11 protein-coding genes and 1 pseudogene are annotated in these 16135 nt (G+C 72.2%); 6 read left to right on the top strand and 6 right to left on the bottom strand.

Going from position 1 to position 16135, the window contains the following annotated elements:
• Positions 1-92: 92 nt before the first annotated feature.
• The 4 genes and pseudogenes from ABZY44_RS12795 (at position 93) to araA (ending at position 5482) form a co-directional block, all read left to right on the top strand.
• Positions 93-1124, top strand: a complete 1032-nt coding sequence (locus ABZY44_RS12795) for a LacI family DNA-binding transcriptional regulator (RefSeq protein WP_356652871.1) — start codon at positions 93-95, stop codon at positions 1122-1124.
• A 422-nt stretch (positions 1125-1546) separates the two neighbouring features.
• Positions 1547-3290, top strand: a pseudogene (locus tag ABZY44_RS12790) (ribulokinase).
• Between the two features lie 6 nt (positions 3291-3296).
• Positions 3297-3959, top strand: a complete 663-nt coding sequence (locus ABZY44_RS12785) for an L-ribulose-5-phosphate 4-epimerase (protein ID WP_356652869.1) — start codon at positions 3297-3299, stop codon at positions 3957-3959.
• A gap of 17 nt (positions 3960-3976) precedes the next feature.
• A complete protein-coding gene (gene araA / locus ABZY44_RS12780) occupies positions 3977-5482 on the top strand; it encodes an L-arabinose isomerase (RefSeq protein WP_356652867.1) in 1506 nt (501 codons plus the stop codon).
• A gap of 161 nt (positions 5483-5643) precedes the next feature.
• Here araA and ABZY44_RS12775 read toward each other — a convergent pair whose 3' ends face one another.
• The 4 genes from ABZY44_RS12775 to chvE all read right to left on the bottom strand — a co-directional run bounded on the left by ABZY44_RS12775 (position 5644) and on the right by chvE (position 11844).
• Positions 5644-7761, bottom strand: coding sequence for a SpoIIE family protein phosphatase (locus ABZY44_RS12775; protein ID WP_356652865.1), 2118 nt, complete (start codon positions 7759-7761; stop codon positions 5644-5646).
• 110 nt (positions 7762-7871) lie between these two features.
• Positions 7872-9122, bottom strand: coding sequence for a multiple monosaccharide ABC transporter permease (gene mmsB / locus ABZY44_RS12770; RefSeq protein ID WP_356652863.1), 1251 nt, complete (start codon positions 9120-9122; stop codon positions 7872-7874).
• 2 nt (positions 9123-9124) lie between these two features.
• Positions 9125-10672 (bottom strand): multiple monosaccharide ABC transporter ATP-binding protein, encoded by a 1548-nt coding sequence (mmsA, locus tag ABZY44_RS12765; protein ID WP_356652861.1) that lies wholly within the window; start codon positions 10670-10672, stop codon positions 9125-9127.
• A gap of 95 nt (positions 10673-10767) precedes the next feature.
• Positions 10768-11844 carry a multiple monosaccharide ABC transporter substrate-binding protein gene (chvE, locus tag ABZY44_RS12760; RefSeq protein WP_356652859.1) on the bottom strand — a complete coding sequence of 359 codons (1077 nt, stop codon included), beginning with the start codon at positions 11842-11844 and terminating at the stop codon, positions 10768-10770.
• Between the two features lie 478 nt (positions 11845-12322).
• Between chvE and ABZY44_RS12755 the strand changes: the two genes are divergently transcribed.
• Both ABZY44_RS12755 and ABZY44_RS12750 read left to right on the top strand, forming a co-directional pair.
• A complete protein-coding gene (locus ABZY44_RS12755; RefSeq protein WP_356653001.1) occupies positions 12323-13420 on the top strand; it encodes a serine hydrolase domain-containing protein in 1098 nt (365 codons plus the stop codon).
• 227 nt (positions 13421-13647) lie between these two features.
• Positions 13648-14148: a hypothetical protein gene (locus tag ABZY44_RS12750; RefSeq protein ID WP_356652857.1), complete on the top strand. Its 501-nt coding sequence runs from the start codon at positions 13648-13650 to the stop codon at positions 14146-14148.
• Positions 14149-14197: 49 nt separating this feature from the next.
• Here the strand turns inward: ABZY44_RS12750 and ABZY44_RS12745 are convergent, their stop codons facing one another.
• Both ABZY44_RS12745 and ABZY44_RS12740 read right to left on the bottom strand, forming a co-directional pair.
• Positions 14198-14818, bottom strand: coding sequence for a nucleoside/nucleotide kinase family protein (locus ABZY44_RS12745; RefSeq protein WP_356652855.1), 621 nt, complete (start codon positions 14816-14818; stop codon positions 14198-14200).
• Between the two features lie 418 nt (positions 14819-15236).
• Complete coding sequence (locus tag ABZY44_RS12740; RefSeq protein WP_356652853.1) at positions 15237-15581, bottom strand: peptidase inhibitor family I36 protein; 345 nt, start codon at positions 15579-15581, stop codon at positions 15237-15239.
• Between the last annotated feature and the right edge of the window lie 554 nt (positions 15582-16135).

Below are 16135 nucleotides of genomic sequence, written 5' to 3'. Positions count from 1 at the left end.
ACGCCCAGGGTCAGCAGCCGCGGGCTTCGTCGACGAGAGGGCTCTCCGTGGGAACGGGAAGTACGGAAGAATCTGAGCCTCGCCAGCCTGTGATGGCTGATGTCGCGCGCGTCGCCGGAGTGTCGCATCAGACGGTGTCGCGGGTCCTCAACGGCGCGCCGCACGTGCGCCCCGGCACGCGGGAGCGGGTGCTCGCGGCCATTCGCGAGCTGGACTACCGCCCCAACGTGGCGGCGCGGGCCCTGGTCACCCGCCGGTCCCAGACGCTCGGCGTGATCAGTTTCGGCAGCGCCCTGTACGGACCGGCCTCCATGCTGGACGGCATCGAGCAGGCCGCGCGCGGCGCGGGGTACTTCGTCAGCGTGGCGAGCCTGCGGTCACTGGACCCGCGCTCGGTACAGGAGGCCGTGGACCGGCTTCGGGACCAGGGCGTCGAAGGCATCGTGGTGATCGCGCCGCAGACTCCGGCGGTGAGCGCGGTCGCCGAACTGTCCACGGCGGTGCCCGTCGTCGCGGTGGGGGCCGGCGGCGGATCGCCCGTGCCCACGGTCTCGGTCGACAACGAGGCGGGTGCCCACGCCGTCACGCGCCACCTGCTGGACCTCGGGCACACCACGGTCCACCACATCGCCGGCCCGCCCGGCTGGCTCGAGACCGCGACCCGGCAGGCCGGGTGGCGCAAGGCGTTGGAGGACGCCGGGGCCCCGGTGCCCGAGGCCCAGCCGGGGGACTGGAGTGCCCGCGCCGGCTATCAGGCGGGCCTCCGGCTGGCCGCGGACCTCGCCGTCACCGCGGTGTTCTGCGCCAACGACCACCTGGCGCTGGGGCTGCTGCGCGCGCTCCACGAAGCGGGCCGGGCCATCCCGGGGGACATCAGCGTGGTCGGCTTCGACGACATATCCGAAGCCGGGTACTTCGCCCCGCCGTTGACGACGGTCCGTCAGGACTTCGCTGAACTGGGCCGGCGTGCGGTGGAGCTGCTGGTCGACGAAGTGACCCGGAGCGGCCGTACGGGTGGTGCGGCCGACGGGAAGCATGCGGGGTCGCCGGAGTCCCCGGGCAGGCACGTCCTGGTGCCGACGGAGATCGTGCTGCGCCGCAGCTCGGGCCGCGCGCCGCGGTAGCCCGGAGTGCGGGCCCGGGCCGCGTCCTCGGCGGCCGCCGGCTGAGCCCGCACGGGTCCGAGCCGAGCATTGCGGGCGCTCGGGGCGCTCGGGGCGCTCGGGGCGCTTGGGGCGCTCGGGGCGCTCGGGCCGCTCCGGTCGCTCCGGGCAGCGCGTTCCGCGCGGCTCCCGCTGTGATTCCCGCGACGCCGCCCGCCTCCGGTACGGACCGCCCGGTCTCCGCGTATCGCCGCTGGTCAGAGGCGTCCTGCTTGCTTCCGGCACCCCGGGCTCCCCACGTCAAGATTGGGTAACGCTGTGGACCCGAGCCCTTGCCCCGGCCGATTGTGAGCGTTAACAATCAGTCCCACGGCGGCGACCGTGCCCGGCCGTCGCTCCCGTCGCCCGGCGGTGAGTCCGGGCGCAGGGCCCGTCAGAAGGATGTGAACGTGACCTCGTCCCGCTCCCCGGTCGACCAGGACGCCGTGCGCTACGTCGTCGGTGTCGACTTCGGCTCGCTGTCCGGCCGCGCCGTGGTGGTTCGCGTGCAACGACGGCGAGGAGGTCGCCAGCGCCGTCCACGCGTACCGTCACGGCGTCATCGACCGGTACCTGCCCGCCGGCGGGACCCCCTTGCCGCCCGACTGGGCGCTCCAGCACCCGGACGACTGGCGCGAGGTGCTCCGCACCGCCGTCCCGGAGGCCGTCGCGCGCGCCGGCGTCGAGCCTGCGCGCGTCATCGGGATCGCGACCGACTTCACCGCCTGCACGGTCCTGCCGGTACGCCGCGACGGGAGGCCGCTCTGCGAGGCCGGGCTGGGTCACCGCCCCCACGCCTGGCCCAAGCTCTGGAAGCACCATGCCGCGCAGGACCAGGCCGACCGGATCAACCGCCTCGCCCACCTGCGCGCCGAGCCGTGGATCGCCCGGTACGGCGGCAGGATCTCCGCCGAATGGCAGTTCGCCAAGGCGCTGCAAGTGCTGGAGGAGGACCCGGACACGTACGCGGCGACCGGGCGATGGATCGAGGCGGCCGACTGGATCGTCTGGCAGCTGACCGGCTCCGAGACCCGCAACACGTGCACCGCCGGCTACAAGGGCATCCACCAGGACGGCACGTACCCGAGCGAGGAGTACCTCGCCGCCCTGCACCCGGACTTCGGCGACTTCGCCCGCACCCGCCTGGAACATCCGCTCTCCCCGCTGGGGTCCCGGGCCGGCTCGCTGACCGCCGGTGCCGCCGCGTGGACGGGCCTGCCGGAGGGCATCGCGGTCGCCGTCGGCAACGTCGACGCCCACGTCGCGGCCGCCGCGGCCCAGGCCGTCGAGAACGGCCGGCTGCTCGCGGTCATGGGAACCTCCACCTGCCACGTGGTGAACGGCGCCGTGCTCGCCGACGTGCCCGGGATCTGCGGCGTCGTGGACGGCGGGATCGTCGAAGGCGCCTACGGCTACGAGGCGGGACAGAGCGCGGTCGGCGACATCTTCGCCTGGTGGCTCGCCCAGGGCGTCCCGGCCGGCTACCAGGCCGAGGCCGAGGCCCGGGGTGAGGACCTGCACCAACTGCTGACCCGCAAGTGCGCCGACCAGCCCGTCGGCGGACACGGACTGGTCGCCCTCGACTGGATGAACGGCAACCGCTCCACCCTGGTCGACCACCACCTCTCCGGCGTCATCGTCGGCCTCACCCTGGCGACCCGGACCGAGGAGATCTACCGCGCCCTGCTGGAAGCCACCGCCTTCGGCACCCGCACCATCGTCGACGCCCTGGAGCAGGGCGGGGTCCCGGTGCACGAGTTCATCGTCACCGGCGGCCTGAAGAAGAACGCCCTGCTGATGCAGATCTACGCCGACGTGCTGCGCAGGCCGGTGTCCCTCGCGGCCTCCGCCCAGGGCCCGGCCCTCGGCGCCGCCATCCACGCCGCCGTTGCCGCCGGCGCGCACCCCGACGTCCGCACCGCCTCCGCGGCCATGGGCCGGGTCCAGCGGGCCGCCTACCTGCCGGACGCGGCGCGGGCCGACGCCTACGACGCGCTCTACGCGGAGTACCGCGCCCTTCACGACCACTTCGGCACCGGCCCCGACAAGCAGCTGCACCGGCTGCGTGCCCTGCGCAACGCGGCCCTGACCGCCTCGACCGCCCCGACCTCCCCGACTGCCTCGACCTCCCCGACCGAGAGGCCCTGAACGCTCATGACGTCACCGATCGAGCAGCTGCGCCGCGAGGTCAGCGACCTGCACCAGGAACTGGTCCGCTACGGCCTGGTCGTCTGGACGGCCGGAAACGTCTCCGCCCGCGTCCCGGGCGAGGACCTGATGGTGATCAAACCCAGCGGCGTCCCCTACGAGGACCTGACCCCCGAGCGCATGATCGTCTGCGACCTGGACGGGAAAGTGGTCGAAGGCGACTACGCCCCCTCCTCCGACACCGCCGCCCACGCCTACGTCTACCGGCACATGCCGCAGGTGTCGGGGGTGGTGCACACCCATTCCACCTACGCCTGCGCCTGGGCGGCGCGCGGCGAGGCCGTCCCCTGCGTACTGACCGCCATGGCCGACGAGTTCGGGGCCGAGATCCCGGTCGGCCCCTTCGCGCTGATCGGGGACGACTCCATAGGCAGGGGCATCGTCGAGACGCTGCGCGGACACCGGTCACCCGCCGTCCTGATGAAGAGCCACGGGGTCTTCACCGTCGGCAAGGACGCCGAGGCGGCGGTCAAGGCCGCCGTGATGTGCGAGGACGCCGCCCGCACGGTCCACATCTCACGACAGCTCGGGGAGCCGCTGCCCCTCGCGCAGAGCGACATCGACGCGCTCAACCACCGCTACCAGAACGTGTACGGCCAGCAGCGCTGACCGGCGAGGAGCTCTCCGTGACATCACTCGAAGAACGCGAAGTATGGTTCCTGACGGGCAGCCAGTCCCTCTACGGGGACGAGACCCTGCGCCAGGTGGCCCGCCAGTCCCAGCAGATCGCCGAGGTCCTCCAGGGCGACCCCGGCGTCCCCGTCCGGATCGTCTGGAAGCCCGTCCTCACCGACGCCGGGGCGATCCGCCGCCTCTGCCTGGAGGCGAACTCCGACGACACCTGCATCGGGCTCATCGCCTGGATGCACACGTTCTCCCCGGCCAAGATGTGGATCGCGGGCCTCGACGCGCTGCGCAAGCCCCTCCTCCACCTCCACACCCAGGCCAACGTTTCCCTGCCGTGGTCGTCCATAGACATGGACTTCATGAACCTCAACCAAGCGGCCCACGGAGACAGGGAGTTCGGCTACATACAGTCCCGCATCGGCGTCACCCGCAAGACCGTCGCCGGTCACGTCAGCGACCCGACCGTGGCCGCCCGCATCGCCGCCTGGACCCGCGCCGCCGCGGGACGAGCCGAGCTGCGCGGCCTCAGGCTGGCCCGCTTCGGCGACAACATGCGGGACGTCGCCGTCACCGAGGGCGACAAAGTGGAGGCGCAGCTGCGCTTCGGCGTCTCCGTCAACACCTACGGCGTCAACGACCTCGTCGAGGCCGTCGACGGCACCTCGGACGCGGATGTCACCGAGCTCGTCAAGGAGTACGAGGACACCTACCGGGTGGCGCCCGAGCTGCGGGCCGACGGGGACCGCCACGCCTCGCTCCGCTACGCCGCGCGCATCGAGCTGGGCATGCGGGCCTTCCTGACGGCGGGCGGCTTCCGCGCCTTCACCACGAACTTCGAGGATCTCGGGGGACTGCGGCAGCTGCCGGGACTGGCCGTGCAGCGGCTGATGGCCGACGGGTACGGGTTCGGAGGCGAGGGCGACTGGAAGACCTCGGTCCTGCTGCGCACGCTCAAGGTGATGTCCGAGGGGCTGCCGGGCGGGGTGTCCTTCATGGAGGACTACACCTACCACCTGGAACCGGGCAGGGAACTGATCCTCGGCGCGCACATGCTGGAGGTCTGCCCGACCATCGCCGCCGCGGTCGCTTCCTGCGAGATCCACCCGCTGGGGATCGGCGGCCGGGAGGATCCCGTCCGCCTGGTCTTCGACGCGCACACCGGCCCCGCGGTGGTCGTCGGGCTCGCCGACCTGGGGGACCGCTTCCGCCTGGTCGCCAACGAGATCGACGTGGTCGGGCCCGCCGAGCCGCTGCCGAACCTGCCCGTGGCCCGCGCCGTGTGGCGGCCCCGGCCCGACCTGCGGACCTCCACCGAAGCCTGGCTGATCGCCGGGGCGCCGCACCACACCGTGCTGTCCAGCGCCGTGGGCACCGGGGAACTGGACGACCTCGCCGACATGCTCGGCACGGAGCTGCTGGTCATCGACGGCGACACGGGCATCCGCCGGTTCACGCAGGAGATCCGCTGGAACCAGGCCTACCACCGGCTGGCGCAGGGCTTCTGACGCCCGACACCCGAGGCCCCCGACACCCGAGGCCCCCGACACCTGAGGCCCGCCGACACCCGAGGCCCGCCGACGCCTGAGGTCCGCCGACGCCTGAGGCCCGTCGGCACCGCGCCCGTCGGCACCGCGCCCGCCGTGGTGGTGGGCGCGGTCGTGGGCCGTCAGCCCCCGCCGTCCAGGGGCTGTTCCGTCCAGATGGTCTTGCCGGCCGCCGTGTACCGGCCGCCCCAGCGGCGGGTGAGCTGCGCGACGAGGAACAGGCCGCGCCCGCCCTCGTCGGTGAGCTGTGCCCGGCGCAGGTGCGGCTGGATCTGGCTCGGGTCGGAGACCTCGCAGATCAGTACCCGGTCCTTGATCAGCCGCACGCCGACCGGACCGCCCGCGTACCGGATGGAGTTCGTGACCAGCTCGCTGACGATCAGTTCCGTCGTGAAGACGAGGTCGTCCAGCCCCCACGCGGTCAGCTGGTCCGCGACGAGCGTGCGGGCCCGTGCGACGAGGGAGGGGTCGGCGGCCAGTTCCCACGCGGCGGTGGCCTCCGGCGGGACCTCCCTGACCCGCACCACGAGCAGCGTGAGGTCCTCGTGCGAAGGCTCTCCCACCAGGGTGTCCAGGATGCCGCGCGCGATCTCGGTGACCGGCAGCCCGCGCTCGACGCCCTCCCGGGCCCCTTCCCCGATCACCGCCCGCTGCCGTTCGGAGCGGTCGGTTCCCTTGGCGAGCGCGCCGCCGCAGAAGACGAGCACGTCGCCGGGCCCCAGGCGCAGTTCCGCCGATGCGAACGGCTGCCCGCCGGTGCCCAGGACGGGACCCGGGCGGTAGGACACCGTGCCGGCCTCGGCGCCTTCCTCGGCGACCAGCACGGGCGGAGCGTGGCCGGCGCCGGCGAGCACGCAGGTACGGGACACCGGATCGTACGTGGCGTAGAGACACGTGGCGCCGGTCAGCGCGCTGGGTGCGTCCGTCGCCGGTTCCTGGCGGTCGTCGTCCCCGATGAAACGCACGACGAGGTCGTCGAGGTGGGCCAGGAGCTCGTCCGGAGCGAGGTCGAGATCGGCCAGGGTCTGCACCGCCGATCGCAGTCGCCCCATCGCGGCCGTGGCGTCGAGGCCACGGCCCTCGACCGTGCCCATGACGAACGCGAGGCGAGCCGAGGGGAGCCGGATGACGTCGAACCAACTGCCCCCACCGGCCGAGGACGCGGCGGCGGGTACGTGGACACCGGAGGTCTCGGCGCCGGTGACGTCCATGACCGGCCTGGGCAGGAGGCTGCGCTGCAGGGCGTCCGTGGTACGGCGCTCACGGGTGTAGCGCCGGGCGTTGTCCATGCTGAGCGAGGCCCGGGAGCCGATCACCTCGGCGAGGTCGGCGTCCTCCTGGTCGAAGGCGCGGCGCTCCGCCGTACGCCACAGGACCAGGGCGCCGAGCACCGCGCCGCGTGCGCTCAGGGGGACCAGCATGAGGGAGGCGGCCCGGGACGGAAGGATCAGCCGTACGCGCTCCTCCTCTCCGGCGAGCACCGCGCGCAGAGCGGTCAGGTCGGGGAGGAAGAACGCCGAGCCCTCGCGCAGGTGGGCGCTCTCGACGTCGCCGAGCCGGATGGTGTCCCCCACGGGGTGGCTCTCGGGCGGCCACCGCCCGTCGGCGGCCCGCACGGCGACGCGCCGCATGGGCGCTTCGGTGACGAGCTCTTGCGGCTCGTCGCCGAGCAGGACGGGCTCGGTGAGATCGACGGCCGCGAGGTCGGCGAAGGCGGGGACGAGGACGTCCATCAGCTGTTCGGCGTCGCGCACCATGTCCAGGGAGCTGCCGATCCCCGCGGTGGCCGCGTTGACCAGCGCCTGCCGTTCCGCGGCGCGCTGGTCCTCCGGCGGCGCCGGTGGCGGGCGGCGTACGTCTGCGGCGACGGTGACCGGTGCGCGATCGGCCGGATCCGCCGGCCGCAGGCGCAGCAGGAACCGCGCCGACGAGCCCTCCATGAGGGCGATGATGTCGACGTCGGCCACCAGCTGCCCGCCGTCCGGCCGCCGCAGACGCGCACGGGCGCCGCGCCGGGGACCACCGACGGCACCGGAGACGAGGCGGGCCCACAGGCCGACGTCCTCGAAGAGCCCTTCCCCGCCGAGCTGACCGGTTCCGGCACGGCCGAGCTCAGGAACGCCCAGGAGGGCCGCCGCCTGCCGCGTTCCGGTCAGGATCCTGCCGCCGGCGTCGAGCACCAGAACAGCCGTGGGGAAGCCCGCTGCTGCGACGGGTTCTCCCGGGCCGTTGTCGCTCACTGATTTCTCACTCCGGCAGGGATCGACGGCGCTCTCGATCTCATTGAACACCTCGCGCGCGGCGTGTGCGCGGCGGCCGGGGCGCCGCGCACCGCCGCCGCGAGCGTTCTTCAGGAGCCGGCCTTGCGCTTGTTCCACACGTCGAAGCCGACCGCGGCCAGCAGCACGAGGCCCTTGATGACCTGCTGGTAGTCGGTGCCTATGCCGACGAGCGACATGCCGTTGTTCAGCACGCCCAGGACGAGGCCGCCGATGATCGCGCCGAGTACGGTGCCGACCCCGCCGGACGCCGAGGCGCCGCCGATGAAGGCCGCCGCGATCGCCTCCAACTCGAAGTTGATGCCCGCCTGGGGCGTACCCGCGTTGAGGCGCGCGGCGAAGACCAGGCCGGCCAGCGCCGCCAGGACGCCCATGTTGACGAAGGCGAGGAAGACGATCCGCTTGCTCTTGACGCCCGACAGCCGGGCGGCGGGCTCGTTGCCGCCGATGGCGTACGTGTGGCGGCCCAGGACGGAGTTGCGCATCACGTAGCCGAAGGCGACCAGCAGCACGCCGAGGATGAGCAGCACGATCGGGAAGCCGTGGTAGCTCGCGAGCAGCAGGGTGAAGACCGTCACCGCGGTGGTGATCGCCGCCAGCTTGGCGAGGAAGAAGCCCATGGGCAGCAGCCGCAGCCCGTAGGAGGCGGCCTGGCGGCGGCCGCGGACCTCCTGCACGACGGCCAGCGCGAGCACGCCGAAGCCGAGCAGCAGGGTGAGGTTGTGGTAGTTCGTGTGCGGGCCCGCCTCAGGCAGGAAGCCGCCGCTGATCTGACGGAAGCCCTGTGGGAAGGGGGCCACCGACTGGCCCTGGAGCAGGATCTGCGTCCCGCCGCGGAAGAGCAGCATCCCCGCCAGGGTCACGATGAACGACGGGATGCCCACGTAGGCGATCCAGAAGCCCTGCCAGGCTCCGGCGGCGGCCCCGATGAGGAGCGCGGCGACGGCGGTCACGGGCCAGGGGACGTCGTGGTGCACCATCATCACCGCGGCCGCGGCTCCGACGAAGGCCGCCAGGGACCCCACCGACAGGTCGATGTGGCCGGCGATGATGACGATCATCATCCCGATGGCCAGGATGAGGATGTAGCCGTTCTGCTGAATCAGGTTCGTGACGTTGAGCGGCTTGAGCAGGGTTCCGTCGGTCCAGATCTGGAACAGCACGATGATCAGCGCCAGGGCGACCAGCATGCCGTACTGCCGGATGTTGCCGCGCAGGAGCTGTACGACGAGACCGCGCGGGCCGTCGGGCCCACGGTCGCCCTTCTCCCCGCCGGGGGCGCCGCCCCCGGCCCGGCTCACGGGGCTCTGGATCTGGGTCATGCTCACACCTGCTCGTTCTGGGTTGCCGCGCCCACGGTCATGAGGCGCATGAGGGATTCCTGGGTCGCGTCCGCCCGGTGCGTCTCACCGGTGACGCGGCCTTCGGCCATGGTGTAGATGCGGTCGCACAGGCCGAGCAGCTCCGGCAGTTCGGAGGAGATCACCAGGACGGCCTTGCCCTGGGACGCGAGCTCGGCGATCACCGCGTAGATCTCGGCCTTCGCGCCGATGTCGATGCCGCGGGTGGGTTCGTCGAGGATGAGCACCTCGGGCTCGGAGAAGATCCACTTGCTGAGGACGACCTTCTGCTGGTTTCCGCCGCTGAGCTTGCCGGTCTCCGCGAACACCGAGGGCGCCTTGATGTTCATGGTGCCGCGGAACCTCTCCGCGACGCGGGTCTCCTCGTGGTGGTTCACCCAGCCCCGGCGGGAGACCTTGCCGAGCGCGGCCAGCGAGATGTTGCGGCGGATGTCGTCGGCGAGGTCGAGTCCGTAGTGCTTGCGGTCCTCCGTGACGTAGGCGAGCCCGTGGGCGATCGCCTCGGGGACCGTACGCGTACGGATCTCCTTGCCGTCGAGCAGCACCCGGCCGCTGGTGCGGCGTCCGTAGGAACGGCCGAAGACGCTCATCGCCAGCTCGGTCCGGCCCGCACCCATCAGGCCCGCCATGCCGACGATCTCGCCGCGCCGGACCGTGAGCGAGGCTCCGTCGACCACCTTGCGGTGCACGTCGATGGGGTGCAGGACGGTCCAGTCCTCGATCGTCAGCGCGACCTCGCCGATGTCCGGGGTGCGCTCGGGATAGCGGTGCTCCAGGTCGCGGCCGACCATCCCGCGGATGATGCGGTCCTCGGAGATCCCCTCGGCCTTCACGGAGACGGTCTCGATGGTGCGGCCGTCGCGCAGGATGGTGACGGCGTCGGCGACGCGGGCGATCTCGTTCAGCTTGTGGGAGATGATGATGCAGGCGATGCCCTGGGCCTTGAGCTCGAGGATGAGGTCCAGCAGTTTGCGGCTGTCCTCGTCGTTGAGCGCGGCCGTCGGCTCGTCCAGGATCAGCAGCTTGACCTCCTTGGCGAGGGCCTTGGCGATCTCGACGAGCTGCTGCTTGCCCACACCTATGTCCGCGACCCGGGTCTGCGGGGGGTCGGGCAGCCCTACGCGTTCGAGCAGGGCCTGTGCGTGGGTGAGCGTCCGGTGCCAGCTGATGAATCCGCGCGTGGCGTGCTCGTTGCCGAGGAAGATGTTCTCGGCGATCGACAAGTAGGGGATGAGCGCCAGTTCCTGATGGATGATCACGATGCCACGGCGCTCGCTGGCCCGGATGTCGCCGAAGGCGCACGGTTCGCCCTGGAACCGGATCTCGCCATCGTAGGAACCGTGCGGGTGCACGCCGCTGAGCACCTTCATCAGGGTGGACTTGCCCGCCCCGTTCTCGCCGCAGATGGCGTGGACCTCGCCGGCGGCGACGGTCAGGTTGACGTCCGACAGTGCCTTGACGCCCGGGAAGGACTTGCTGATCGAACGCATCTCGAGGACGGGTCCGGCCATGGTGGTGAGTCCGTTCGACTGGGGTGATGCGGCGGGCCGGTCGGGCGGCGCCGCATCACCGGTTCTTCGGCCCCGGTGGGTGGGCCCGGTGGTGGCTACTTCAGCTGGTCGGCGGTGTACTGCCCGGAGTCGACGAGCAGCTTCTGGTAGTTCTCCTTGTCGACGCTGACCGGCTGCAGCAGGTAGGCGGGCACGATCTTCACGCCGTTGTCGTACTGCTTGGTGTCGTTGACCTCGGGCTGCCGGCCGGTGAGTACGGCGTCGCCCATCTGCACGGCCACCTTGGCGAGTTCGCGCGTGTCCTTGTACACGGTCTGCGTCTGCTCGCCCGCGATGATGGACTTCACGGAGGCGAGCTCGGCGTCCTGACCGGTGACGAGGGGCAGCGGCTTGCCCGCGCTGCCGTAGCCGACTCCCTTGAGGGACGACACGACGCCGATCGAGATGCCGTCGTAGGGCGAGAGCACCGCGTCGAGGGTGGCGGACGAGTAGGCCTTGCTGAGCAGGTTGTCCATCCGGGACTGGGCCACGCCGCCGTCCCAGCGCAGGGTGGCCGCCTGGGCGAATTCCGTCTGGCCGCTCTTGACGACGAGCCGCCCGGCGTCGATGTGGGGCTTCAGTACGCTCATGGCGCCCTGGTAGAAGAACCCGGCGTTGTTGTCGTCCGGTGAACCGGCGAAGAGCTCGATGTTGAAGGGGCCCTTGCCGTCCTGGAGGCCGAGCCGGTCGGCGATGTACGTGGCCTGCAGGACGCCGACCTTGTAGTTGTCGAAGGTGGCGTAGTAGTCGACGTTCCCGGTGCCGCGGATCAGGCGGTCGTAGGAGATGACCCGGATCTTCGCGTCGGCCGCCTTCTGCAGCACGTCGCTGAGCGAGGAGCCGTCGATGGGAGCGATCACCAGCAGCTTGGCGCCCTTGGTGATCATGTTCTCGACCTGGGCGACCTGATTCTCGACAACGTTGTCGCCGAACTGCAGGTCCGTCTTGTAACCCTTGGCCTGGAACTGCTTGACCATGTTGGCGCCGTCGTTGATCCAGCGCTCGGAGGACTTGGTCGGCATGGCTATCCCGACCAGGCCCCCCTTGGCGTCGCCTGCGACCGCGTCGTCCCCGACGCCGTTGGCGCTCTGCCCGCAGGCCGCGAGGGTCAGCCCCAGCACTGCCACGACCATGCCTGTCGAGATCCTTCGCACGTTTCCTCCAGTGGGGCGCCGGGGCACGGCGCGATGAGGGGCCCCGCCCGGGCGGCCGGGCGGGGCCCAGGGCGGGTTCCCAGGGACGGTTCCCGGGCGGCGGGGGCTGGCGCCGGCCGCCCGGGGTGCACGGCCGGACCGCATTGCTCCGGCCTGGTGTGACACGAGTGTTAACGCTCACAACTGTGCCGTCAAGGCCTCCGGGGTCACCTTTGCGTAGCCTCCACGCGCCCGGGAACGCCTGCGGCGACCGGGGCCGGACGGGCCACGGCCGACCGGCGCGCGGCCGTGTCGCCGTGGGCATCGGCGGGGCTCCTGCCATCGTGGGCCACCGCGCTCCGTCTCCCCGGGAGGTACCACCGTGTTCCGAAGCCCGTACGGCCGCACCGGCCGGATCCGCTCGTCGCTGCGCCTCGCGGCCGCCACCGCGGCGTGCGGCGCCGTGCTCGGCGCCACGGTGCAGCCCGCACAGGCCGGAGCGGACTTCGTTCCGCCGCCCGGCGCCTCCCTCCGCCAGGAGCTGCGGGAGCTGGTGGCCAGGCCGGACGGGCCCCCGGGGGTCATCGCCGTGCTGCGCGACGGCGACCGCACGGACGTCTACCGGGCGGGCGTGGCCGACGTGGAGAGCGGCCGTCCGCCGAAGGTGAGCGACCACATGCGGATCGCCAGTGTCGCCAAGGCCTTCAGCGGAGCGGTGGCCCTGCGGCTCGTCGACCGCGGCCGGCTTCACCTGGACGACACGATCGGCGAGGTGCTGCCAGGTCAGCCGGCCGCGTGGCACCACGTGACGTTGCGCCAACTGCTCCACCACACGAGCGGGCTGCCCGACTACTCCGCCTCCCCGGGGTTCGTCGACATCATCTCCGAGGACCCCCGCCACCGTTTCGATTCCCGGCGCCTGCTGGAGTTCGTCGCCGACGAGGACCTGGAGTTCCGGCCGGGCAGCCGCTACCAGTACTCCAACTCCGACAACATCGCCGTCGCGCTCATGGCCGAGGCCGCCACCGGGCACCGGTACGAGGCGCTGCTGCGCGAGCTCGTCTACGGGCCGTTGGGCATGGACGCCACGAGCCTGCCCCAGGGATACCGGCTGCCCGTGCCCTTCCTCCACGGCTACCAGGTCGATCCGCCCTCCGAGCCCGTCGACGTCAGTGAAGCCGTGGGCGCCTCGGGAGCCTGGGCCGCCGGGGGCATCGTCTCGACGCCGAAGGACCTGACCGCGTTCATCCGGGGATACGCGGGCGGCGCGCTCGTCTCGGACCGCACCAGGCGGCAGCAGTTCACCTTCATCCCCGGCGCCCTGTCCCAGCCCCCGGGACCCGGTCGCAGCGAGGCGGGCCTGGGGATCTACCGCTACACCACGCGCTGCGGAGTGGTGTACGGCCACACGGGCAACACGCCGGGCTACACGCAGCTGGCGGCGGCCACGGCGGACGGCCGGCGCTCGCTGACCTTCTCCATCACCACGCAGACGGCTCTCACCAGCAACCCCGACCTCCTCGCGCAGGTCCGGGACGTCCAGGAGGACTTCGTCTGCGCCCTGCTGCGCAAGTGACTCCGGTGGTCCCGGTGGTCCCGGTGGTCCCGGTGGTCCCGGAGATCGCGGCGGCCGCGCCTGCCGGTCAGTCCTGTCGCTGAGCGCAACGGCGTACGCCCCCCGGCCCCCGCCCTCGCCCCCCGGTCCTCGCTCCCGTTCCCAGCGGGTGCGAGGACCACACACATGGGGGAAGCTGGGTGAGGCGGCTGTGCCGGCCGCGGGCAGAGCGGCGAGGAGGGTTCTTCGTGGACGTTTCATCAGCTGGCCGCCCCGCACGCACATCGCAGTGCAAGGCGCGGGCGCGACTGACCACCCTTCTGTGCACGGCGGTGGCCGTGACGGCCGCCGTGATCCCGGCGTCCGCGCACACCGGGCGGACCGGCGCAACGCCATCGGCCCCGAGCGCGGATCCGGTCGTGGTCGTCGACTGCTCCTCCCAGGCGCAGATGCGCCCCGCGGAGTACATCCTGGCTTGCGGGGACGGGAACAACCGGCTCGTCGGACTCCGCTGGAACACGTGGGGCGCGAAGACCGCCACGGCCACCGGAACCGACATGGTGAACGACTGCGTGCCGTACTGCGCGGCCGGCCGGTTCCGCGCCTACCCGGTCACGGTGACCTTGAGCCACCCGCAGGCCTGGCCCGAGCACCCCGACGTCCAGCGCTTCACGACGATCCGGCTGCTCTACACCGACACCGCGCCGCACCCGGTCCCCAAGGACGTGAGCTACAAGCTGGTGTACTGACCGGAGACGTCATACCGCCCCGGCCCCGCCGGGGCGGTCCCGCGCGCGGTCAGCCCGTGTCGATCACGAGATCCGCCCTGTCGCGGCCCGGGGCGACGAGCCGTGCGTTGGCCTCGTCCGAGCGCGCCACCCACGCACGCGCGTACGCCGGGTCCTTGCCGTGGCGTACGTGCCGGTCGACCAGGCGCGCGACGCGCAGCGCCTCGTCCGGGGCGAGGTACCAGGCCTCGTCCAGCAGCGGCCGTACCGCCGCCCACTCTCCCGCGTCGTGCAGCAGGTAGTTCCCCTCGGTGATCACCAGCGGCACGGCCGGGGCGACGGGAACGCTGCCCGCGATCGGTTCGTCGAGGGAACGGTCGAAGGCGGGCGCGTACACGGTCGCTTCGCCGGGTGCGCGAAGCCGGCGCAGCAGGGAGACGTATCCGGCGGCGTCGAAGGTGTCCGGAGCGCCCTTGCGGTCGGCCAGCCCCAGCCGGGCCAGTTCGGTCCGCGCGAGATGGAAGCCGTCCATCGGGACGACCACGGCGGTGCGCGGCCCGAGCGCGTCGGCGAGCCGGGCGGCCAGGGTCGACTTTCCGGCCCCCGGTGGCCCGGCGATGCCGAGGATCCGCCGACCGTCGCGTCCGGCCAGCGCGGCCGCCCTCGTCACCAGTTCCCACGTCTTGTCCACGGGTGCATCCTGCCCGATGCCGTACAGGGCGGCGTTGCCCCGCTTTCCGCAACAGCTCGGGACGGCCAGTTGCGTTCTGCCGGCTGGGGCGGACTGATCCAGAACCGGCCCGACGGCACGCCGCTCCGAGCGCTCTCGCCCGGTCACGGCATCGAGACGGGTGGAATCCCGGCCGGCGTCATGAAGGCCTCAGCGGCGCCGACTTCCACCGCAACCCGCAAGAGGCCTTCATGACGCTGGAACCGCTCAACTAGCGCGTCTTCTGGCGACTTGGGACCCGGCACCCGGGACCCGCGCACCAGACCCGGGGGACCAGGGCCCAGGGCGCCCGCTCCTGTGAGCGGGCGCCCGTTCGTGTTCCGTCCGTGCGCCGTGGGGGAGCGTCCTGGCGGGGAATTCCCGGCGGCAGCGCGGCCGGTCAGCAGTTGTCGCCCACCGCGTCCATCTTCCCGCCGAAGCGCCCCTGGTAGTTGGAGGCGTAGTCGCCGACCCGGACCGGACGGCAGTCCTTGCCGGTCGCCCAGTCGATGAAGGCGCCGGTCCTGTTGGCCCGGAACGAGCCGACGTGGTCCACGAACGCGGCGGGGAGGTTCACGTATCCGCCGCGCCACACGTACGCGTCACCGGTACCGTCCTGATACCGCCACAGACAGATGGCGTTGCTCGGACACGCGGGCAGGGCCTGAGCCGACGCCGGCGCGCCGAACGTGGCCAGTACGACCGTCCCGGCCACGAGCAGGGAACGCACGGTACGTGCCTTCATGAGCTTCTCCTTCGTCGGCGTCGCTCCGTCCCATCCTCCTCGCACACGCGGGTCTGTGGGAAGACGGCCTTGCCCCCTACCGGGCAGGCCGCCGGGCGTGGTGGGTGAGGCCCCCGGCCGGCGTCGGCGACCGAAGCTCTGGAGTTCCTCAAGTGGGGTTGCTCCGGGGAACGGACGGGGGATCTCCTTGGCACGGACCGGTCCGGACCGGACCGGACCGGAACCGTACGGGGAACGGGGGCAGGGGACATGGAATTCCTGGTGATCGTGGGATTCGGCCTCGTCGTGCTGATCGTGCTGGGGGCGAGGACCAAGGGCGGGGGGTCGTCCCGCAAGCGGCGGCGCAGGGGCTCGTGGAGTGACGGCGGCGGGGGAGGCTGCGGGGGAGGCGACTCGTCCTGCGGCGGCGGAGGCGGAGGGCACGGTTGCGGCGGAGGCTGCGGGGGAGGCGGCGACTGACGGTGCGTCCCCCGGGTCCGACGGACCGGCGCGAGCAGGTGCCAGGAATCGACGACGCTGCGGCCTCCGACGTGGTCGAAGACGGCGTCCACGCC

This window comes from Streptomyces sp. NPDC006544, from assembly GCF_040611715.1.
Taxonomy (GTDB): Bacteria; Actinomycetota; Actinomycetes; order Streptomycetales; family Streptomycetaceae; genus Streptomyces.
The sequence above is the reverse complement of the archived record's forward strand: the minus strand, read 5'-3'. Positions and strand labels throughout refer to the sequence as shown.

Coding starts and splice junctions, on each gene's coding strand:
- ABZY44_RS12795 (WP_356652871.1), top strand. CDS start 93: ATGGCTGATGTCGCGCGCGTCGCCGGAGTGTCGCATCAGACGGTGTCG.
- ABZY44_RS12785 (WP_356652869.1), top strand. CDS start 3,297: ATGACGTCACCGATCGAGCAGCTGCGCCGCGAGGTCAGCGACCTGCAC.
- mmsB (WP_356652863.1), bottom strand. CDS start 9,122: ATGACCCAGATCCAGAGCCCCGTGAGCCGGGCCGGGGGCGGCGCCCCC.
- mmsA (WP_356652861.1), bottom strand. CDS start 10,672: ATGGCCGGACCCGTCCTCGAGATGCGTTCGATCAGCAAGTCCTTCCCG.
- chvE (WP_356652859.1), bottom strand. CDS start 11,844: ATGGTCGTGGCAGTGCTGGGGCTGACCCTCGCGGCCTGCGGGCAGAGC.
- ABZY44_RS12740 (WP_356652853.1), bottom strand. CDS start 15,581: ATGAAGGCACGTACCGTGCGTTCCCTGCTCGTGGCCGGGACGGTCGTA.